The organism is Ferrimonas aestuarii, assembly GCF_005116665.1.
Taxonomy (GTDB): Bacteria; Pseudomonadota; Gammaproteobacteria; order Enterobacterales; family Shewanellaceae; genus Ferrimonas; species Ferrimonas aestuarii.
Map to the genome: position 1 here is coordinate 72908 of NZ_SWCJ01000011.1, position 16027 is coordinate 88934.

Below are 16027 nucleotides of genomic sequence, written 5' to 3' on the forward strand. Positions count from 1 at the left end.
TAGCTAGGGGTTTGCCTTGACTGCACCGCGGTTATTGGCGACGGTAACCTCCATAACAATTCAAGGATGAAACATGAACCAAGCACCATCAAACTCGACTCCGCTTCCAGCACAAACCGCTTGTGCCCCTGAAGATTTTGCCCTGCCCCTGTATTACAGCATCGGTTTTGCCCTGATGGTGTTTGCTATCAGCACGGTGTTAATGATTCCGGTATTTGCCCTAATACCAGGCTTCAACGAAAATTTAGTAGAAACTGCAGGTGGCTTGGTCTTTCAGGGTGTCGCCCTATTAGGGTTTGCAATCACCTATCGTAAGTACTACGCCAATCGAGTCCTCGCCGCCATGGCTTGGGTTCGTCCCGCTTCTTCGAGGTTGCTACTGGGGGTGACTTTGGTCACCTACCCCGCAATGGAGTGGGTCAGTTGGCATCTACCGGGAATCGAAGCCGACATTGGATGGATGTTCAGCATAAGTCAGGGCGTCCCGATTCCTCTGCTCATATTGAGCATTGTCATCTTAGCTCCCTTAGTGGAGGAGCTGTTCTTTCGGCAGATGTTGTGGCAATCCTTAGAGCACAAATGGCATAAACCATGGCTAACCTGCACAATCACTTCAGCACTGTGGGCCATCATACACACTCAATACACAATGTGGGCCGTGGCATATATCTTTACTAACGGCCTATTGCTCGGTTTTTTGCGGCACAAAGGCGGCTCGATACTCCCTTGCATCGGCCTGCACATGCTAATGAACCTAATTGCGACCCTGTCTCTGTTCTACGGCTGGGGGCCTTACGGAGAGGTAGCCTTTTAAGTTAGTGTCGATCCCGTATCGCCTTGTCCGCAAGGTGATCGATAAACCTCGGAGCCAACAACTTGAACCAACGCCCCAGCCGCCCTCTCAAAGAGGTCACCAGTAGCCGCTGACGCTTGGCAATGGCCTCGATGCTTAACCGAGCACACTGCTCCGCGGTCATGATTTTGGCTTCCTGCATCGGGCTGTCTCCCAAGGGCTGGCCATCGGCTCCGATGGCCCGCTTATGGATCTCTGACACCACGAAGTCGGGACAGATCACGGTAACATCCACACCGTCCTGTTTGAGCTCAATACGCAGGGAATCAAAGAAACCGATCATGGCGTGTTTAGACGCAGCATAGCCTGTACGACTGGGTACGCCAGTCAACCCCGCCACGGAGGCAATGGCGACAACCTGACCTTTCGCCGTTTTTAAACAAGGCAAGGCCGCATGAGTTAGGTAAACCGCCCCCAGATAATTGACCCGCATCAGGTTTTCAAAAATGGATAGGTCTTGGGTGTCGTCGAAGCGACTCCACATGGTGATGCCGGCGTTGTTAATAACCACATCAATGCAGCCAAACTCTTTGAGCGTCATGGCCACGAGGTTTTGGCACTGCTGCTGATCACTGACATCACAGCCACACACTCGCACCTGTTCGCCGCCATCCATCTCACCGTAGAGCTGGTACAATCGCTCTAAATTGCGGGCAGCCATCATGAGGTTGGCACCAGAGGCGACCAGCTGTTTGGCCAACTCTCTGCCGATCCCTTCAGAGGCACCGGTTAACAACACTACTTTTCCCTGTAGGCCACTCATCGCTTCTCCATAAGCTGTTATGCGTCGTACGTTAAGCCATGTCCACCTGTTTTAGCATCGACAGATCCGGCTCATAGGTCTCCAGATCCTTAGGTCGACCGATGCCATACCCCTGGGCGTAGGTCACCCCAATGGCCTTAAGCTGATCCAAGGTATCCTGGTCTTCCACAAACTCCGCCACCGTTTCAATGCCGATCACCCGGCAAACGTCGTGAATCGATTTCACGATGGCGTAATCCTTGGCATTGGTCGCCAGATTTCGCACGAAACAGCCATCGATCTTCACGTAATCCACCGGCAGCTGACGCAGATAGCCGTAGGAGGCAAAACCGGAACCAAAGTCATCCAAGGCAAACGCAAAACCGCGCTTACGCAGTGAATGCAGCATGTCCAGCGCTCGATTCTCGTTGGCGATGGCCGCCGTTTCGGTTACCTCGAAACAGACGCACTCTGTCGGTACCGACAGCGACTTGGTTAGGTCGTCCACGTAGTCCACCAGCCCATCACTGGACAAGGTGGTGCCGGACAAGTTGATAGAGATAACTTGATAGGGCCAAAGTTCAGGGTGGCGCGCCAACCACTCGAAGGCTTTGCGAATCACCACTCGGTCAACCGCAGGCATCAAGTTAAAGCGTTCTGCCGCTTCAATAAATTGCCCCGGCGCCAAGATGCTGCCGTTTTCCTCTTGGATTCGAAGCAGAATCTCCATCCGCTTACGAGTCGCGGTGCCAGCCACCTGCTCAATGGGTTGGAAAAACAGCACCAAGTTGTCGTTCAAAATGGCTTCGTTAATCTTCATCGCCCATGCAGGCGCATTCCGCTGATGCGCCAGATCCTGATCCATGGCATCGAAGAAGTGAATCTGACTATCACCCTTAGTTTTCGCCACTTCACAAGCCAGCTCAGCGTCTTTTAAAATCTCTTTCGGATTGCCGTTGCCCCGATGGAAAGCCACCCCGATATGAATGCCCACGTTGTAACTGCCGGAATCCCAGTACAGGGTGATGCCCCGTACTTTGTCCATCAGGGTTTTCAGCTGACGAGCGGCATCTTGGGCAGTGGTGTGATTTAAAATAAGGCCAAACTCGTCGCCGCCAATACGAGCCAGAAAGTCACTCTTCTTGATGGAGCGCAACATGGCGTCCGAGACGTCTTTCAACATGCGATCGCCCGCGTCATTGCCGCAGCTATCATTGATCAACTTAAAGCGAGCCAAATCCAAGAAACAGATGGCGTGCTGCCCCTCATCGTGATTCATCTGCGCCAACTGATGATCAAAGCTCTGACGATTAAACAAGCCGGAAACACTATCCCGCTGAGATTTGCGTCTGAGCTCAAGTTTCAACACTTCGGAACTGGTGATGTCTTTGAGAGTAACCACCGCACCAATGCAGCCACTGTCCGACTCGACCCGGCGAATGCTAAAGTCGACCATCTTGGCTTTTTGAGAGCTGGCCAGTTGTATCCGCCCCTCTTCATTCAACGGCCCACCATTGAGCATCGACACCAAAATGGCGTCCAGCTGTGCCCCAGATGTGCCGGGCATGATGTCGGTAAGATAGTGACCGGTCACGTCGGTATCATCCCGCTCCAGCAGCAACTGTGCCACTGGGCTTAGCTGAGTGATTCGGCCCAGATCGTCCACCATGATCACCGCATCCGAGATGGTGCTCAGGGCGCTGCGATGAAAGCGATAACTTTCACTGGCAGCACTCGATAACTCATTGATCACCTGAGCGATGGCTGCCGTTGCTCCCTTGTTGTCGAGTTTAATCGGCTGACGCCAATCACTGTCTTGGCGGTGTTTACTCAAATAGGCCAACATACGTTGAGACGGGGCCACCAGCTGTCTGTGCATGTGAGTAAGACTGATCAGCAAAAGCAGTCCCAAGGCGGCTCCGAAGCTTCCCAAGACCAAAAACAATAGCTGGCTTTTCTGAGCACTTTGCCAATTTTGAAAATCGCCCACCATCGACAGCGGCTTGCCCTGAAAACTGGTGACGGCTAAGTGTACTTGAGAGCCTGTAGACGCCGTAGGGATAATACGTAGGTTGGAGATCAGAGAGCTGCCATGACTGAAGCTCTGCATCACAGGTTCACTCAATAAAAACAGCATCGCCAAGCCGCGGCTTTCCCGGGTCGACTGAGGCAACACCGTTAACCCCCAGTAGTTACCCTCAATCTCGATAAGGCCACTCTTTGCATGTTGAAAAGAGGTTATGTTTAGGCGCTTTTGCAGTTCATCAATCAACCCCTGACGAGTGGCATCGACATAACTGAGATCGGGCAATAACCAATGCAGCTCGCCATAATGGTTAATGGTGAGCAGTTGCAAGCCCTCTCTGTGATAATGGGCTAACAGGTGGGGACGAACCAATGGGTCGGAGTCGGCAAACTCGCTTAACTCTCTCTGCTGAATGTCGAGTCGAGAGTCCAGCTCATTGGCAGCAGATGCCAAGGTTTGACTGTGCAGATCCGCCGTCATCGACGACAAGCCACTTTCCAACTGCCAATACAAAGCACAACCGACAAACAGCAAGATCGGCAAAGCGATGGCACACAGTTGGATGACAAATCGTTTGGTGATACTCATTATGGCCTAATAAGGCGTCCGGCAAACCTGCAAACTTTACCCAAGTTACCGAAAATCGTTGAGATTTAAAATGACTATCAACAAAAGTTCCGATCTGATCGACACCTCGGAAAATTCAATTCAGTTAAATCAGCAAGTTAGCCAGTGTCAGATCTGCCGGGCGCAGCTGCCATTGGAGCCTAGACCGATTCTGCAGTGGTCTGATAAGGCGAAGTTATTGATTATTGGTCAAGCCCCAGGTTTACGAGCTCATGATAAACGACGTCCCTTCGACGACCCCAGTGGCGATCGGCTTAGACACTGGTTAAATATGGACAAAACGGTGTTTTACGACCCCCAGAGAGTGGCGATAATACCGATGGGATTTTGCTATCCAGGTAAGGGGAAAAGTGGCGACCAGCCGCCTCGGCCAGAATGTGCCAGAAGATGGCACCAGCCGCTGCAACAGCGAATGACTGACGTGAAACTAACAATTTTGTTGGGACAGTACGCACAGAAAGCTTATCTGCCCGACTTCCAGAGTGTGACCCAAAGTGGTTTGGCTTACCTTAAGCAGCCACAACAAGAGGTTTTAGCATTGCCTCACCCTTCACCAAGAAACAATCTGTGGCTCAAACGTAATCCCTGGTTTGACGCTGAGCTGCTGCCCTTACTCAAGCAGCAACTCAGTAAACTAACGCTCAGCGATTAGCAGTAGTTTTTAGCGATCTGCGCACCTAGGCGGGCGTTATTCAGAACCAGTTGGATGTTGGCATCCAAGCTGTTGCCGCCAGTCAGTTCGCAAACGCGAGCCAGCAGGAATGGGGTAGATGCTTTACCAGCAATGCCCTGCTCTTCCGCTTCACGCAGTGCAGTTTCAATGGCATTGGTGATCACCTCTGGCGCCATGGCATAAGCTTCTGGAATTGGGTTTGCTACTACAACGCCGCCGTTTAGTTCCATCTGCCACTTGGCTTTCAGGGCTGCCGCGATCTGCTCTGGAGTTTCCAGACGATAGTCAACGCTGTGCTCACTTTCGCGGGTGTAGAACGCTGGCAGGCTATCGGTCTGGTAACCCACAACCGGTACACCTTGAGTCTCTAGGTATTCACGAGTTAGGCCCAGATCCAGAATGGATTTGGCACCGGCACACACTACGGCAACGTTGGTGTTAGCCAGTTCCTGCAGGTCAGCAGAGATATCGAAAGTCTGCTGTGCGCCACGGTGAACGCCACCAATACCGCCGGTTGCAAACACTTTAATGCCCGCCATTTCCGCCAGAATCATGGTTGCCGCTACGGTAGTGGCACCGTCTTTCTCTGCTGCAACAACGAAAGGAATGTCACGACGGCTTACTTTAGTTACCTGTTGGCCTGCTTGGCCCAAGTGACGGATCTGAGCTTCATCTAGACCCACTTTCAGGCGACCGCCGATAATGGCGATGGTCGCAGGAATGGCGCCCTGTTCACGGATCGCTTCCTCTACCATCAACGCGGTTTCAACGTTACGCGGGTAAGGCATACCGTGAGAGATAATGGTGGACTCAAGAGCAACCACTGGCTGGTTGTTCGCCAATGCTTCGGCCACTTCTGGTTGAATATCCAAGTATTGATTTAGCATCTTGCAAGCTCCTGCTGCAGGCGTAATACCGCCTGTTCTGACATGGTAGAGTTAATGGTGCTGTCCGCAGACAGCGCGAGATTGGCAGCCGCCAGTGCAAAATGAACACTGTCGAGCCAATCCCGATGAGAGAGATAACCGTGAGTTAGACCCGCCATCAAGGCATCGCCGGCACCAGTTACGTTGTGAACATTGGTCGCTTTCGCTTCGATAAAGGTGGCTTGGCCACCGTCACTGGCGTAAGCCCCTTCGCTTCCCAAGCTAATAAGCAGTCGTTGAACGCCCATATCATGAAGCGCTGCCGCGACGTCAGGCAGGTCTTCCAAGCGGTCAATGCTACGCCCCGACAACAGCGCCGCTTCCTGACGATTAGGCTTGAGAGTGTGAATTTTATTGAGGTAAGGCTTCAGTTTCGGCGCTTTTACGCTGGAAACCGGGTCAACGAAGATCGCCTTGTCACCATGGCGCTCAAACAGATAGCTCAGTGCGTCGCTGCTGAGGTTGGCGTCTAACACCAGCGCGTATGCGCGCTGCAGCACCCCATCACGACGGGCGAGCTGCTCACCGGTCAAAGAGTCAATCAACCCCATGTCGTTCAAGGCCAGCGCCATTTCGCCATCGGCACCGTGAATCGACAGGTAGCTGCTAGTACTCGCCCCATTGATGGTCAAGCAGTGATCCACGCCAACTTGAGCTTCCCGACAGGCTTGTTTTAGCTGATCAGCCCAAGGGTCATCCCCGAGCACACCAATAAACTGCACCGAAGATCCCAGACGGCCGAGGTTGTCAGCGATATTACGTCCCACCCCTCCAGCACTGGCGACCAGATGCCCGGGGTTGGAATCCCCATGAACCAGCTCAGAGGTAGCAACGCCACTCAAATCCATGTTGGCACCACCGATCACTACCGCGTAACGATCTGGGGCCAAAATGTAGCCTTTACCCTGAATCACCCCTTTGCGGGTCAAGTTCATGATGTGGCCTGCGGCAGCGCTGCGGCTGATCCCAAGTTGATCCGCCAGCTCTTGCTGAGGAATCATGGGTTGCTGGCGAAGAATTGCCAGAATCTGTTGCTCTCGTTCCGTCATAACTTTTGTCCGACTCACAAACAATTGTTTGCATGGTAGGGCAGACTGTTTGAAAGATCGAGTACTTTTTGAATAAATCGTGATCTAGTTCTATCCCCAATGGCGTCTCAGAGATGGTACAGATACAAAAAAGCCCGACTCGAAGTCGGGCTTAATTTGAATTGGCATACACCAGTAAGTGAGCACTTACTTGTGATATTGCTCAGATAGCTCGTGAACTGCATTGATGAACGCACCAGCGTTCTCTGGATCCACGTGCTGGTGAATACCGTGGCCAAGGTTAAATACGTGGCCATTGCCGTGGCCGAACTCAGCCAAGATGCGAGACACTTCACCACGGATCTTATCCGCTGGCGCGTACAACCAAGATGGGTCCATGTTGCCCTGCAGCGCAACACGATCGCCAACACGCTCACGAGCGGCTTTCATATCGACGGTCCAGTCACAGCCAACCGCATCACAACCGGTGTCAGCAATCTGCTCCAGCCACTGACCACCGCCTTTGGTGAACAGTACCACTGGCACTTTACGGCCGTCATACTCACGGATCAGGCCATCCACAATCTTGTGCATGTACTGTAGGGAGAATTCACGGTAAGCAGGGCCAGACAGAGCGCCGCCCCAAGTATCGAAGATCTGAACCGCTTGAGCGCCCGCTTTGATCTGAGCGTTCAAGTACAGGATCACTGACTCAGCCAGCTTGTCCAGCAACAGGTGCAAAGTCTGCGGCTCAGCAAATGCCATCTTCTTGATCTTAGCGAAGTCTTTAGAGCTTCCGCCTTCAACCATGTAGGTGGCCAACGTCCAAGGGCTGCCAGAGAAGCCGATCAGCGGTACTTCGCCTTTCAGTTCACGACGAATGGTGCGTACTGCATTCATCACGTACTGCAACTCACCTTCTGGATCTGGAATAGGCAAGTTTTCAATGACGGCTTTGCTATCACAAAGGGTTTCAAAACGAGGACCTTCGCCCTGCTCGAAGTACAGACCTAAGCCCATTGCATCAGGAACGGTCAGGATGTCTGAGAACAGAATCGCCGCATCCAGTGGGTAACGACGCAGTGGCTGCAGAGTCACTTCACAAGCCAGCTCAGCATTACGACACAGGGACATAAAGTCGCCGGCTTCTGCACGAGTGGCGCGGTATTCTGGTAGATAGCGTCCAGCTTGGCGCATCATCCAGACAGGGGTTTTATCTACTGGCTGACGCAGCAACGCACGTAGATAACGATCGTTTTTCAATTCGGACATTTCGCTCATCCCTAATGCAAGCGGTGTTAAATTGGCGCTATTGTAACATCTTGATTGCCGAATATGGCTCAATCGGCGTGAGCAATTTCTCAAATTTTAGTGCTAAATTTTTGAACTGCTCTGCAAATATTACGGGAACTCTCTGTAACAGAGAGTTGCACGATAACCTCAGCTTTGGTATAAAAAATACTGCGCTAGCAAATAACGCAGAAGCTCGTGACAATCGAGCCCAGAAAGACCATATCTTGAGCCCCGCAGCCTTGCTGCGGGGTTTTTATTTTTCCGTTTCCCACCCTCTCTCCTCTGACCTCAACCAATCGACAGTTTTTTTGACGAAAAACATTGATTAACCGACACACTATTACTTAACTTCTAATCACGAGGACAGCAGAAAATGAGGGAAGCCCATGCTTACAAAACTACAACATGCAGAAAATGCTTGGGGTGGGAAAATTGATCTTATCGATCAGTGGCTAAACAGCCGGCGCCAACTACTAATTCAGTATTGCCAGATTGCCGCCCTAGCGCCATACGACACCAGCAATGACACTTTGCCGGAAGCAAATGACATCAATAACTTCTGTAACTCCCTAGTGGATTACGTATCAGAAGGCCATTTCGAAGTGTTCCAACAGGTGATCGCCGAATGCAAAAAGCGTGACCAACAATCTCAGCAGTTGGTCAGTCAGGTACTGCCGCAAATCACCGACAGCACTGAGCTGGCACTAGACTTCAACGATAAGTTTGGGGTGAAGGTCACCGGCAGCGACGAGTTATGGCTGCAGTTAGACGAGCAACTTTCAAAACTGGGCCAAGCACTGGAAGACCGCTTCGCCTTAGAAGATAAGATGCTGGAGCTACTGCATCGGCAATACAGTGAAGAGGCGCAGCCCAGCAGTTAAATATCCGCCTCAGCCTTGGGCTCAGTCTGCTGTCGAGCCTACACAAAAAAGCCCTGCATCTGCAGGGCTTTTGCTGTCTGGTTTAGACCAGTGTTACACCGCTGATTGAACAATCACTTCGCCCGCAGGCTTGGTGTATTGCTCCATCTGATGGAAGTTCAGATAACGGTAGGTATCCGCCGCCTGAGCATCGATCTCTTTGGCATACTCTAGGTACTCAGCCACAGTCGGCAGCTTACCGGTAATGGATGCCACTGCCGCCAGCTCTGCTGAGGCAAGGAATACATTCGCACCGGTACCCAAACGGTTCGGGAAGTTACGGGTAGAGGTAGACACCACAGAAGCCCCATCGGCCACACGGGCTTGGTTACCCATACACAGTGAACAGCCAGGCATTTCGGTACGAGCGCCTACACGACCGTAAATGCCGTAGTAGCCTTCGTCGATCAGCTGCTGCTGATCCATCTTGGTTGGCGGAGCCACCCACAGGCGAGTCGGCAACGCACCCTTATATTTATCCAGCAGCTTACCAGCGGCGCGGAAGTGACCAATGTTGGTCATGCAGCTTCCGATAAACACCTCATCGATGCTCTCACCCTGCACTTCTGACAGCAGACGAGCGTCATCAGGATCGTTTGGCGCACACAGAATTGGCTCTTTGATCTCGCTCAGGTCGATCTCAATTACCTCGGTATACTCCGCATCCGCATCAGCTTCCATCAGCTCAGGGTTGGCCAACCAGGCTTCCATCGCCTTAATGCGACGCTCGATAGTACGGCGATCACCATAGCCTTCGGCGATCATCCACTTCAGCATCACGATATTGGAGTTCAGGTACTCAGCGATAGATTCTTCCGACAGCTTAATGGTACAGCCTGCCGCTGAACGCTCCGCAGAGGCATCAGACAGCTCGAACGCTTGCTCAACGGTCAGGTTGTCTAGGCCTTCGATCTCCAACACTCGACCAGAGAAGATGTTCTTCTTACCCTGCTTCTCAACGGTCAGCAGACCGCTTTGGATGGCGTAGTAAGGGATGGCGTGTACCAAGTCACGTAGAGTGATACCTGGCTGCATTTCGCCTTTGAATCGAACCAGTACCGACTCAGGCATATCCAGAGGCATAACCCCAGTCGCTGCGGCGAATGCCACCAAACCAGACCCTGCAGGGAAAGAGATGCCCAGAGGGAAACGGGTGTGAGAATCACCACCGGTACCCACGGTATCAGGCAGCAACATGCGGTTCAGCCAAGAGTGGATTACACCGTCACCAGGACGCAGGGATACGCCACCACGGTTCATGATGAAATCAGGCAGAGTCGCGTGAGTGGTCACGTCCACTGGCTTAGGATACGCAGAGGTGTGGCAGAACGACTGCATGGTCAGATCCGCAGAGAAGCCCAGACAGGCTAGGTCTTTCAGCTCATCACGGGTCATTGGACCGGTGGTATCCTGAGAACCAACTGTGGTCATCTTAGGCTCACAGTATTGGCCAGGGCGGATACCGTCAACGCCACAGGCTTTACCCACCATCTTCTGCGCTAGGGTATAACCCTTGCCGGTGTCAGCCACGGCAGCAGGACGACGGAATACGTCGCTCACTTCCAAGCCCAAAGTCTCACGGGCACGGTCAGTCAGGCCACGGCCAATGATCAAAGGGATACGGCCGCCAGCGCGAACTTCGTCCAGCAGTACGTCGGTTTTCAGTTCAAAACGGCACAGCTCGGCACCAGTATCGGCATTTTTCGCCACGCCTTCATAGGGATAGATCTCAATCACATCGCCCATATTCATCTGGCTTACGTCCAGTTCGATTGGCAGAGCGCCAGCATCTTCCATGGTGTTGAAGAAGATCGGAGCGATCTTGCCACCCAAGCAGAAACCACCGGCACGCTTGTTTGGCACGTAAGGGATGTCATCCCCCATGAACCACAGCACCGAGTTGGTGGCGGACTTACGGGAAGAGCCGGTACCCACAACGTCGCCCACGTAGGCAACCTGATGTCCCTTCTCTTTCAGTTTTTCAATGGTGCTGATTGGACCCACTTCACCGGCTTTATCAGGGGTGATGCCATCACGAGCATTTTTCAGCATCGCTAAGGCGTGCAGCGGAATGTCTGGACGTGACCACGCATCCGGAGCTGGAGACAGGTCATCGGTGTTGGTTTCGCCGCTAACTTTGAATACAGTCAGGGTGATCTTCTCAGCCAGTTGTGGCTTAGACAGGAACCACTCCGCATCGGCCCAAGATTGAACCACCTGCTTGGCGTAGTCATTACCGGCGTTCATCTTCTCAACCACATCGTGGAAGGAGTCGAACATCAGCAAGGTGTGAGACAGGGCTTTAACCGCCAGCGGTGCCAGCTTGTCATTGTCCAGTGCACGCAGCAGAGGTTCGATGTTGTAACCGCCCTGCATGGTTCCTAGCAGCTCAAGAGCGCGCTCTTGGGTCAACAGTGGGCTGGTCTCTTCGCCTTGTACCACGGCGGTTAGGAAGCTGGCTTTTACGTAAGCGGCCTCGTCCACGCCTGGCGGGATGCGATTTTCCAGTAGGTCAATCAGAACCGCTTCCTCTCCTTGAGGTGGGTTCTTGAGTAATTCAATCAGTGCGGCGGTTTGCTCCGCATCGAGTGGTTTGGGGGCAATACCTTGTTGTGCGCGTTCGGCAACGTGTTCTCGGTAGGCTTCTAGCACGGCAAAAATCCTCTTTTACTGGCAGGCTTACGACGAAGCTGCTCGTCCTATTATGATTACCTCATCCTCTGCCTAGTTATTGCGCAGACGGGATTCGGCCGATGTGGCATTTGAGTCTAATTTTGTGATTAAGGCCACACCTTTTTCGAGCTGCCCGCAGTATATCCGAATTTAAACAGAAGTTTAAATCCTAGCCAGAGGAAATAACCGAAGATTCCACCAAAGTCGTAATATGGCCTCCATGGGGAGGTCATTGGGATTTTATTCAGGCAGGGTAAGATTTTGTTCAACAACCGCCTCGGCAAGCACGGTTACTGGACCATAGGATTGATAGATCCCAAAGCCCTCAGATTGCGTTTCATGACTGTCCGCCAGATCGGCATTGGCTACACAGGTATAGCCGAGCTGATAGTCACCCTCACCAATAAAACCGAAGGTATAACGATACTCTCCAGTGACGTCATCTAGGCTGATGTCCGCCGCCGCAATAGGCTCCTGAAGTTCGCTTGCCTCTGGATAACTCGCTTCACCAATGAAATCTCCCATCTGCTCTAGGGTCGGCGCACTGGCATAAAGGTACGCCGTATGCTGGAAACTGCTGGCACCGAGTCGCTGCGACTCATCGGCTTCACAAGCTAGACGCTGCTCATCTTGAAGTTGGCCGGTAATGGTACCCGCACCAGCAAGATTCACTAGCTGTACCGCAGTTGGTTTGATGAAATAGCCAGCCTGCCCCACGGGGTTCACCAACCCCTTGCGCAGATCAAACTCTGCGACAAAGCTGTTGCTGCCTGCATTAATGGTAAATGGCTGATTAAAAAAGATGCGCCCCGCACTCTGGGTATCACCAGACACACCACTGCAACTGCCTTTGCTGTTCACTCGCAGCGGCTGAATGCCATCAGATTCACTGTTTACATAAGAAAGGTCAATTTGCCCATTGCCATCTAGTACATAGAGACACATGGTGTAGACGCCCGTAGGCAACTCTTGACCGCTAATTAGTGCCTTGCTGTTATCGCCCTGATACTTGAGCAGATCCACGCTATCAGCACCGTCACCACTAAGATCAATCAAAACTGGGTCGCCACCGCCTTGTGGCACTAACACTGCCTCATTGAAAAACAACACCACTTCAGACGCTTCATCAACAGGAGCATCAGACACCGCCAAAGAGAAGCTTCCCACCTGGGGGCTGGAGTCGCCTCCACCGCTGCTACCACCACAGCCAACGAGAGCCAAAGTGGAGCCCAATCCCAATGCGATAAGTTTTCGGTTCATATATACGTCCTAACTCTCTATTCTAAGCGTCATATTTCGCCAGCCTTAAGTGTAGTTAACCCATGAATATAAGGTTGGAGACACGCAGGGTAATCACGTTCAAGGCAATGGCAAACGAACAAAACTCATCTGAATTCGAGGCTTTATGTATCAAGCAATCATCTTCGATATGGACGGGGTGCTAGTAGACTCCGAACCCTTCTGGCAACAGGCTGAATTAGCTGTATTTCCTCGTTATGGTGTCGAATTAACGTTAGCTGACACCCTCAAGACGCAAGGGCTTCGCATCGACGAGGTGGTGAAGTATTGGTTCGACCGCCAACCTTGGGAAAACCCCAATCTGGCTCAAGTAGAAGCTGAAATTCTAGATACCATGGTGGAGGTGATTGCAGCACAAGGCCAGCCGATGCCAGGGGTCATGCAGACTCTGGATGCAATTAAAGCCGCAGGGATCCCCATGGCGGTGGCCACGTCATCGCCTCATCGCTTGATGGAAACCACCCTTAAGGCGCTGAATATCCAGGGCTACTTCAATGCTACCTGCTCGGCAGAGCACCTGCCATTAGGCAAGCCTCACCCACAGGTGTATCTCAATGCCGCCGACGCACTGGGCGTTGCACCTGAGCACTGTTTGGCGATTGAAGATTCTTTCAATGGGGTAATCGCCGCCAAAGCAGGACGCTTAGCTGTCGTAGCGATTCCCGATGCTGACCACAAGCAGGACGCCCGATTTGCTGCTGCAGACTACCGCTTCGATAGCCTGCAGCAATTCGACTTAGAACGATTTACCTAAGAACAGGTAGAAGCTGTCGTCCCCAGTATCGGCATGACCCCATGCCAATGCTGCGGGGCCCAATTTCGTTTCCGCACCGAGAAACAAGCTACCAGAGTAGATAAGGTCGCCCATATCCACGCTGTCTTTCTCTAGCCAAACATTACCGGCTTCGAGAGAGAAGCCCACATAGACTGGAATCGATAACCCCAACGTGCCCTCTGACAGATCGTAGGTGTACACACCCGCAGCCAGTGCTCGGTGACTGCCAAACAGAGAATCACGATAGAATCCGGACAGGTTCAAGAAACCACCTAAAGACTGCAGCTGACTTAAGCTGACTCCATCTTCATTCACCGACTGGTATTCGGTTTTAATGAACCCGCTGTGCTGATCCCAATGAGTGGCGCCAACCCATTGAAACTCGTACTGGATGGAGCGGGCATTAGACCGAGGTTGATCATCGAACGTAAGATCTGAGCGCTCATCAAGGTGAGCCACACTCACCAACAGTTTGGTTCCCTCGGTGGGAAACATAAACTGATCCAGCGAATCATAGCCGAACGTTAAACGCGCCCCATTAACCTCGTATTCGCCGAGGTTGCTGAAAAAGTTGGAGCTTTGGTTTTCCAGATCGCCTGTCTCGTACATGTAGGACAGCTCCAGCTGCGCCTCAGTCCCGATATTGATGCCGGCACCCACAGTGAAATTACTGCTGTCACGACGCACCTCTTTAAAGGGAAACGCCTCATCTTCAATGATGCTGTCCCACAGTTCTTTGTGATACTCAAAGTGACCTCGAAGGTACCATTTCTGGGTGGTCTCCAAAGGCAAGTAGAGTTCGCTTTTAACGCGCTGATCGTTGCCGATCCCCAGCTCATTTCGCCACTGGGCACCGAACAGGTGTAGGTTGTTTACTGTGTAGGCCACGTCGACGTTAACTCGAGAAACATCATCGAAGTTATCCTCAAAACGCAGGCCAAGCTCAAGCAGATTGGGGCCCCAGCTCTTGCCAGCGACATCCAACACCAGCACGTGGCCTTCGGGACGCTCATCGATGTGGGCATCCACCTGCTCAAATTCATTTAACGCATACACCCGGGCGATGGCGTTTTCGATCTCGTCCTGCTCAAGCAGTTCCCCAGGTTTCACCCCTAAGGCATTCATGATGTGCGCATCATTGACCCAGGAGTTGTTGTTGAGCTCCACGGCCATCAGTTCGCCACGGCCCTTACGCAACCAAAACTCTCGCACCGCAATCTTCTGATCTTGGTAGGCGCGATACGCCTCCTCAGAAATGGACAACTCTTTCAGTCGAGCTAACTCTACCTTCGCCGCCTTTTCACCTCGAGGAATCATCTCCGGCATCAGGTCAAAATCACTGGTTCCCACACCATCAATTTCAGGCACCAACAGGATGTCCTGTTCAGACATCAACGTCACCTGTTGGTCTCGAGTCATGTTGGTCAAATACCCCGTTAACTGATCGACTACATCGAAGACCGACTTCAGCTCATCTTGACTCTTTAGTGGGGTGCCGATGTCGACGGCAATAATGATGTCGGCCCCCATCTCCTTAACCACGCTCACCGGAAGGTTGTTGGCCATGCCACCATCCACCAGCATCTTGCCCTGATATTCAATGGGAGCCAGCGCACCAGGAACGGTCATGCTGGCCTGCATCGCCACCACCAGATTACCGGAGTCAAGCACCACTTCACTGCGATCCGCCAAGTTGGTGGCCACGGTGCGCAGCGGAATCGCCAGATCGTCAAAATGATTTAGCTCAGGGATGGTACCTACCGAGCGCCGAATCAGCGAACGCATGGTCTGCCCTTGAAGCGCCCCCTTTGGAAACTTCACTTCGCTGCCGTCAAAACCCATTTTGAGGGGCAGTGGAAACTCATTATGTTGTTGCTTGTGTCGATAGGAGAGATCTTCTCGAGGCACGTCGTCATCGAAGCCGGTATTAAAATCCATCGACATCATGATGCTTTCGATGTCATCGGCACTGTAACCCAAAGCATATAGGCCAGCGATGTAGGCTCCCATTGAGGTACCCGCAATATGATCCACCGGAATGTGATTTTGCTCCAGCACTCTCAGCACCCCAATGTGGGCGGCTCCTTTGGCACCACCACCGGAGAGCACAACCCCAATTTCAGGGCGCTCTTTCGCTTGTAGGCCAACAACAGACAGGGCTAAGGCCATCACCAATAATCGAATTAACACAG

Annotated in this window: 12 protein-coding genes; 4 read left to right on the top strand and 8 right to left on the bottom strand. The window is 52.4% G+C overall.

From position 1 onward, the window contains the following. The first annotated feature begins 73 nt into the window (after window positions 1-73). Complete coding sequence (locus FCL42_RS14025) at window positions 74-814, top strand: CPBP family intramembrane glutamic endopeptidase (protein ID WP_136864049.1); 741 nt, start codon at window positions 74-76, stop codon at window positions 812-814. 1 nt (window position 815) lies between these two features. Here FCL42_RS14025 and FCL42_RS14030 read toward each other — a convergent pair whose 3' ends face one another. Then, complete coding sequence (locus tag FCL42_RS14030) at window positions 816-1616, bottom strand: SDR family oxidoreductase (protein ID WP_136864050.1); 801 nt, start codon at window positions 1614-1616, stop codon at window positions 816-818. Between the two features lie 31 nt (window positions 1617-1647). Continuing rightward, window positions 1648-4209 (bottom strand): putative bifunctional diguanylate cyclase/phosphodiesterase, encoded by a 2562-nt coding sequence (locus tag FCL42_RS14035; RefSeq protein WP_136864051.1) that lies wholly within the window; start codon window positions 4207-4209, stop codon window positions 1648-1650. A gap of 70 nt (window positions 4210-4279) precedes the next feature. Here FCL42_RS14035 and FCL42_RS14040 point away from each other — a divergent pair, with 70 nt between their 5' ends. Continuing rightward, a complete protein-coding gene (locus FCL42_RS14040; protein ID WP_136864052.1) occupies window positions 4280-4900 on the top strand; it encodes a uracil-DNA glycosylase family protein in 621 nt (206 codons plus the stop codon). Here the strand turns inward: FCL42_RS14040 and FCL42_RS14045 are convergent. The 3 genes from FCL42_RS14045 to hemE all read right to left on the bottom strand — a co-directional run bounded on the left by FCL42_RS14045 (window position 4897) and on the right by hemE (window position 8147). Then, a complete protein-coding gene (locus FCL42_RS14045) occupies window positions 4897-5808 on the bottom strand; it encodes a pseudouridine-5'-phosphate glycosidase (protein ID WP_136864053.1) in 912 nt (303 codons plus the stop codon). The two genes, FCL42_RS14040 and FCL42_RS14045, sit on opposite strands and share 4 nt — an antisense overlap. Next, entirely contained in the window at window positions 5802-6896 is a 1095-nt protein-coding gene (locus tag FCL42_RS14050; RefSeq protein WP_136864054.1) for a PfkB family carbohydrate kinase, read from the bottom strand. Before FCL42_RS14050 ends, FCL42_RS14045 begins: the two co-directional genes overlap by 7 nt. 186 nt (window positions 6897-7082) lie before the next feature. Beyond that, the gene (hemE, locus tag FCL42_RS14055) at window positions 7083-8147 is read right to left on the bottom strand and encodes a uroporphyrinogen decarboxylase (protein ID WP_136864055.1); all 1065 of its coding nucleotides are present in this window, start codon (window positions 8145-8147) and stop codon (window positions 7083-7085) included. Between the two features lie 407 nt (window positions 8148-8554). Between hemE and rsd the strand changes: the two genes are divergently transcribed. Then, the gene (rsd, locus tag FCL42_RS14060) at window positions 8555-9049 is read left to right on the top strand and encodes a sigma D regulator (protein WP_136864056.1); all 495 of its coding nucleotides are present in this window, start codon (window positions 8555-8557) and stop codon (window positions 9047-9049) included. 93 nt (window positions 9050-9142) lie between these two features. Here the strand turns inward: rsd and acnB are convergent, their stop codons facing one another. Further along, on the bottom strand, window positions 9143-11740 hold the full coding sequence (gene acnB / locus FCL42_RS14065; RefSeq protein ID WP_136864057.1) for a bifunctional aconitate hydratase 2/2-methylisocitrate dehydratase: 2598 nt from the start codon (window positions 11738-11740) through the stop codon (window positions 9143-9145). 261 nt (window positions 11741-12001) lie between these two features. Then, the gene (locus FCL42_RS14070; RefSeq protein ID WP_136864058.1) at window positions 12002-13021 is read right to left on the bottom strand and encodes a DUF4382 domain-containing protein; all 1020 of its coding nucleotides are present in this window, start codon (window positions 13019-13021) and stop codon (window positions 12002-12004) included. A 145-nt stretch (window positions 13022-13166) separates the two neighbouring features. On the opposite strand from FCL42_RS14070, the gene hxpB reads away from it, so the two are divergent. Next, window positions 13167-13814 carry a hexitol phosphatase HxpB gene (hxpB, locus tag FCL42_RS14075; protein WP_136864059.1) on the top strand — a complete coding sequence of 216 codons (648 nt, stop codon included), beginning with the start codon at window positions 13167-13169 and terminating at the stop codon, window positions 13812-13814. On the opposite strand, the gene FCL42_RS14080 is transcribed toward hxpB, so the two are convergent. Beyond that, window positions 13797-16025: a patatin-like phospholipase family protein gene (locus tag FCL42_RS14080; RefSeq protein WP_136864060.1), complete on the bottom strand. Its 2229-nt coding sequence runs from the start codon at window positions 16023-16025 to the stop codon at window positions 13797-13799. The genes hxpB and FCL42_RS14080 overlap by 18 nt on opposite strands. Window positions 16026-16027: the final 2 nt, after the last annotated feature.

What these genes read in the sequence shown, in the direction of transcription:
- FCL42_RS14035 (WP_136864051.1), bottom strand. Translation starts at nt 4,209, where the DNA reads ATGAGTATCACCAAACGATTTGTCATCCAACTGTGTGCCATCGCTTTG.
- FCL42_RS14040 (WP_136864052.1), top strand. Translation starts at nt 4,280, where the DNA reads ATGACTATCAACAAAAGTTCCGATCTGATCGACACCTCGGAAAATTCA.
- FCL42_RS14070 (WP_136864058.1), bottom strand. Translation starts at nt 13,021, where the DNA reads ATGAACCGAAAACTTATCGCATTGGGATTGGGCTCCACTTTGGCTCTC.
- hxpB (WP_136864059.1), top strand. Translation starts at nt 13,167, where the DNA reads ATGTATCAAGCAATCATCTTCGATATGGACGGGGTGCTAGTAGACTCC.
- hemE (WP_136864055.1), bottom strand. Translation starts at nt 8,147, where the DNA reads ATGTCCGAATTGAAAAACGATCGTTATCTACGTGCGTTGCTGCGTCAG.
- FCL42_RS14025 (WP_136864049.1), top strand. Translation starts at nt 74, where the DNA reads ATGAACCAAGCACCATCAAACTCGACTCCGCTTCCAGCACAAACCGCT.
- FCL42_RS14050 (WP_136864054.1), bottom strand. Translation starts at nt 6,896, where the DNA reads ATGACGGAACGAGAGCAACAGATTCTGGCAATTCTTCGCCAGCAACCC.
- FCL42_RS14030 (WP_136864050.1), bottom strand. Translation starts at nt 1,616, where the DNA reads ATGAGTGGCCTACAGGGAAAAGTAGTGTTGTTAACCGGTGCCTCTGAA.
- rsd (WP_136864056.1), top strand. Translation starts at nt 8,555, where the DNA reads ATGCTTACAAAACTACAACATGCAGAAAATGCTTGGGGTGGGAAAATT.
- FCL42_RS14045 (WP_136864053.1), bottom strand. Translation starts at nt 5,808, where the DNA reads ATGCTAAATCAATACTTGGATATTCAACCAGAAGTGGCCGAAGCATTG.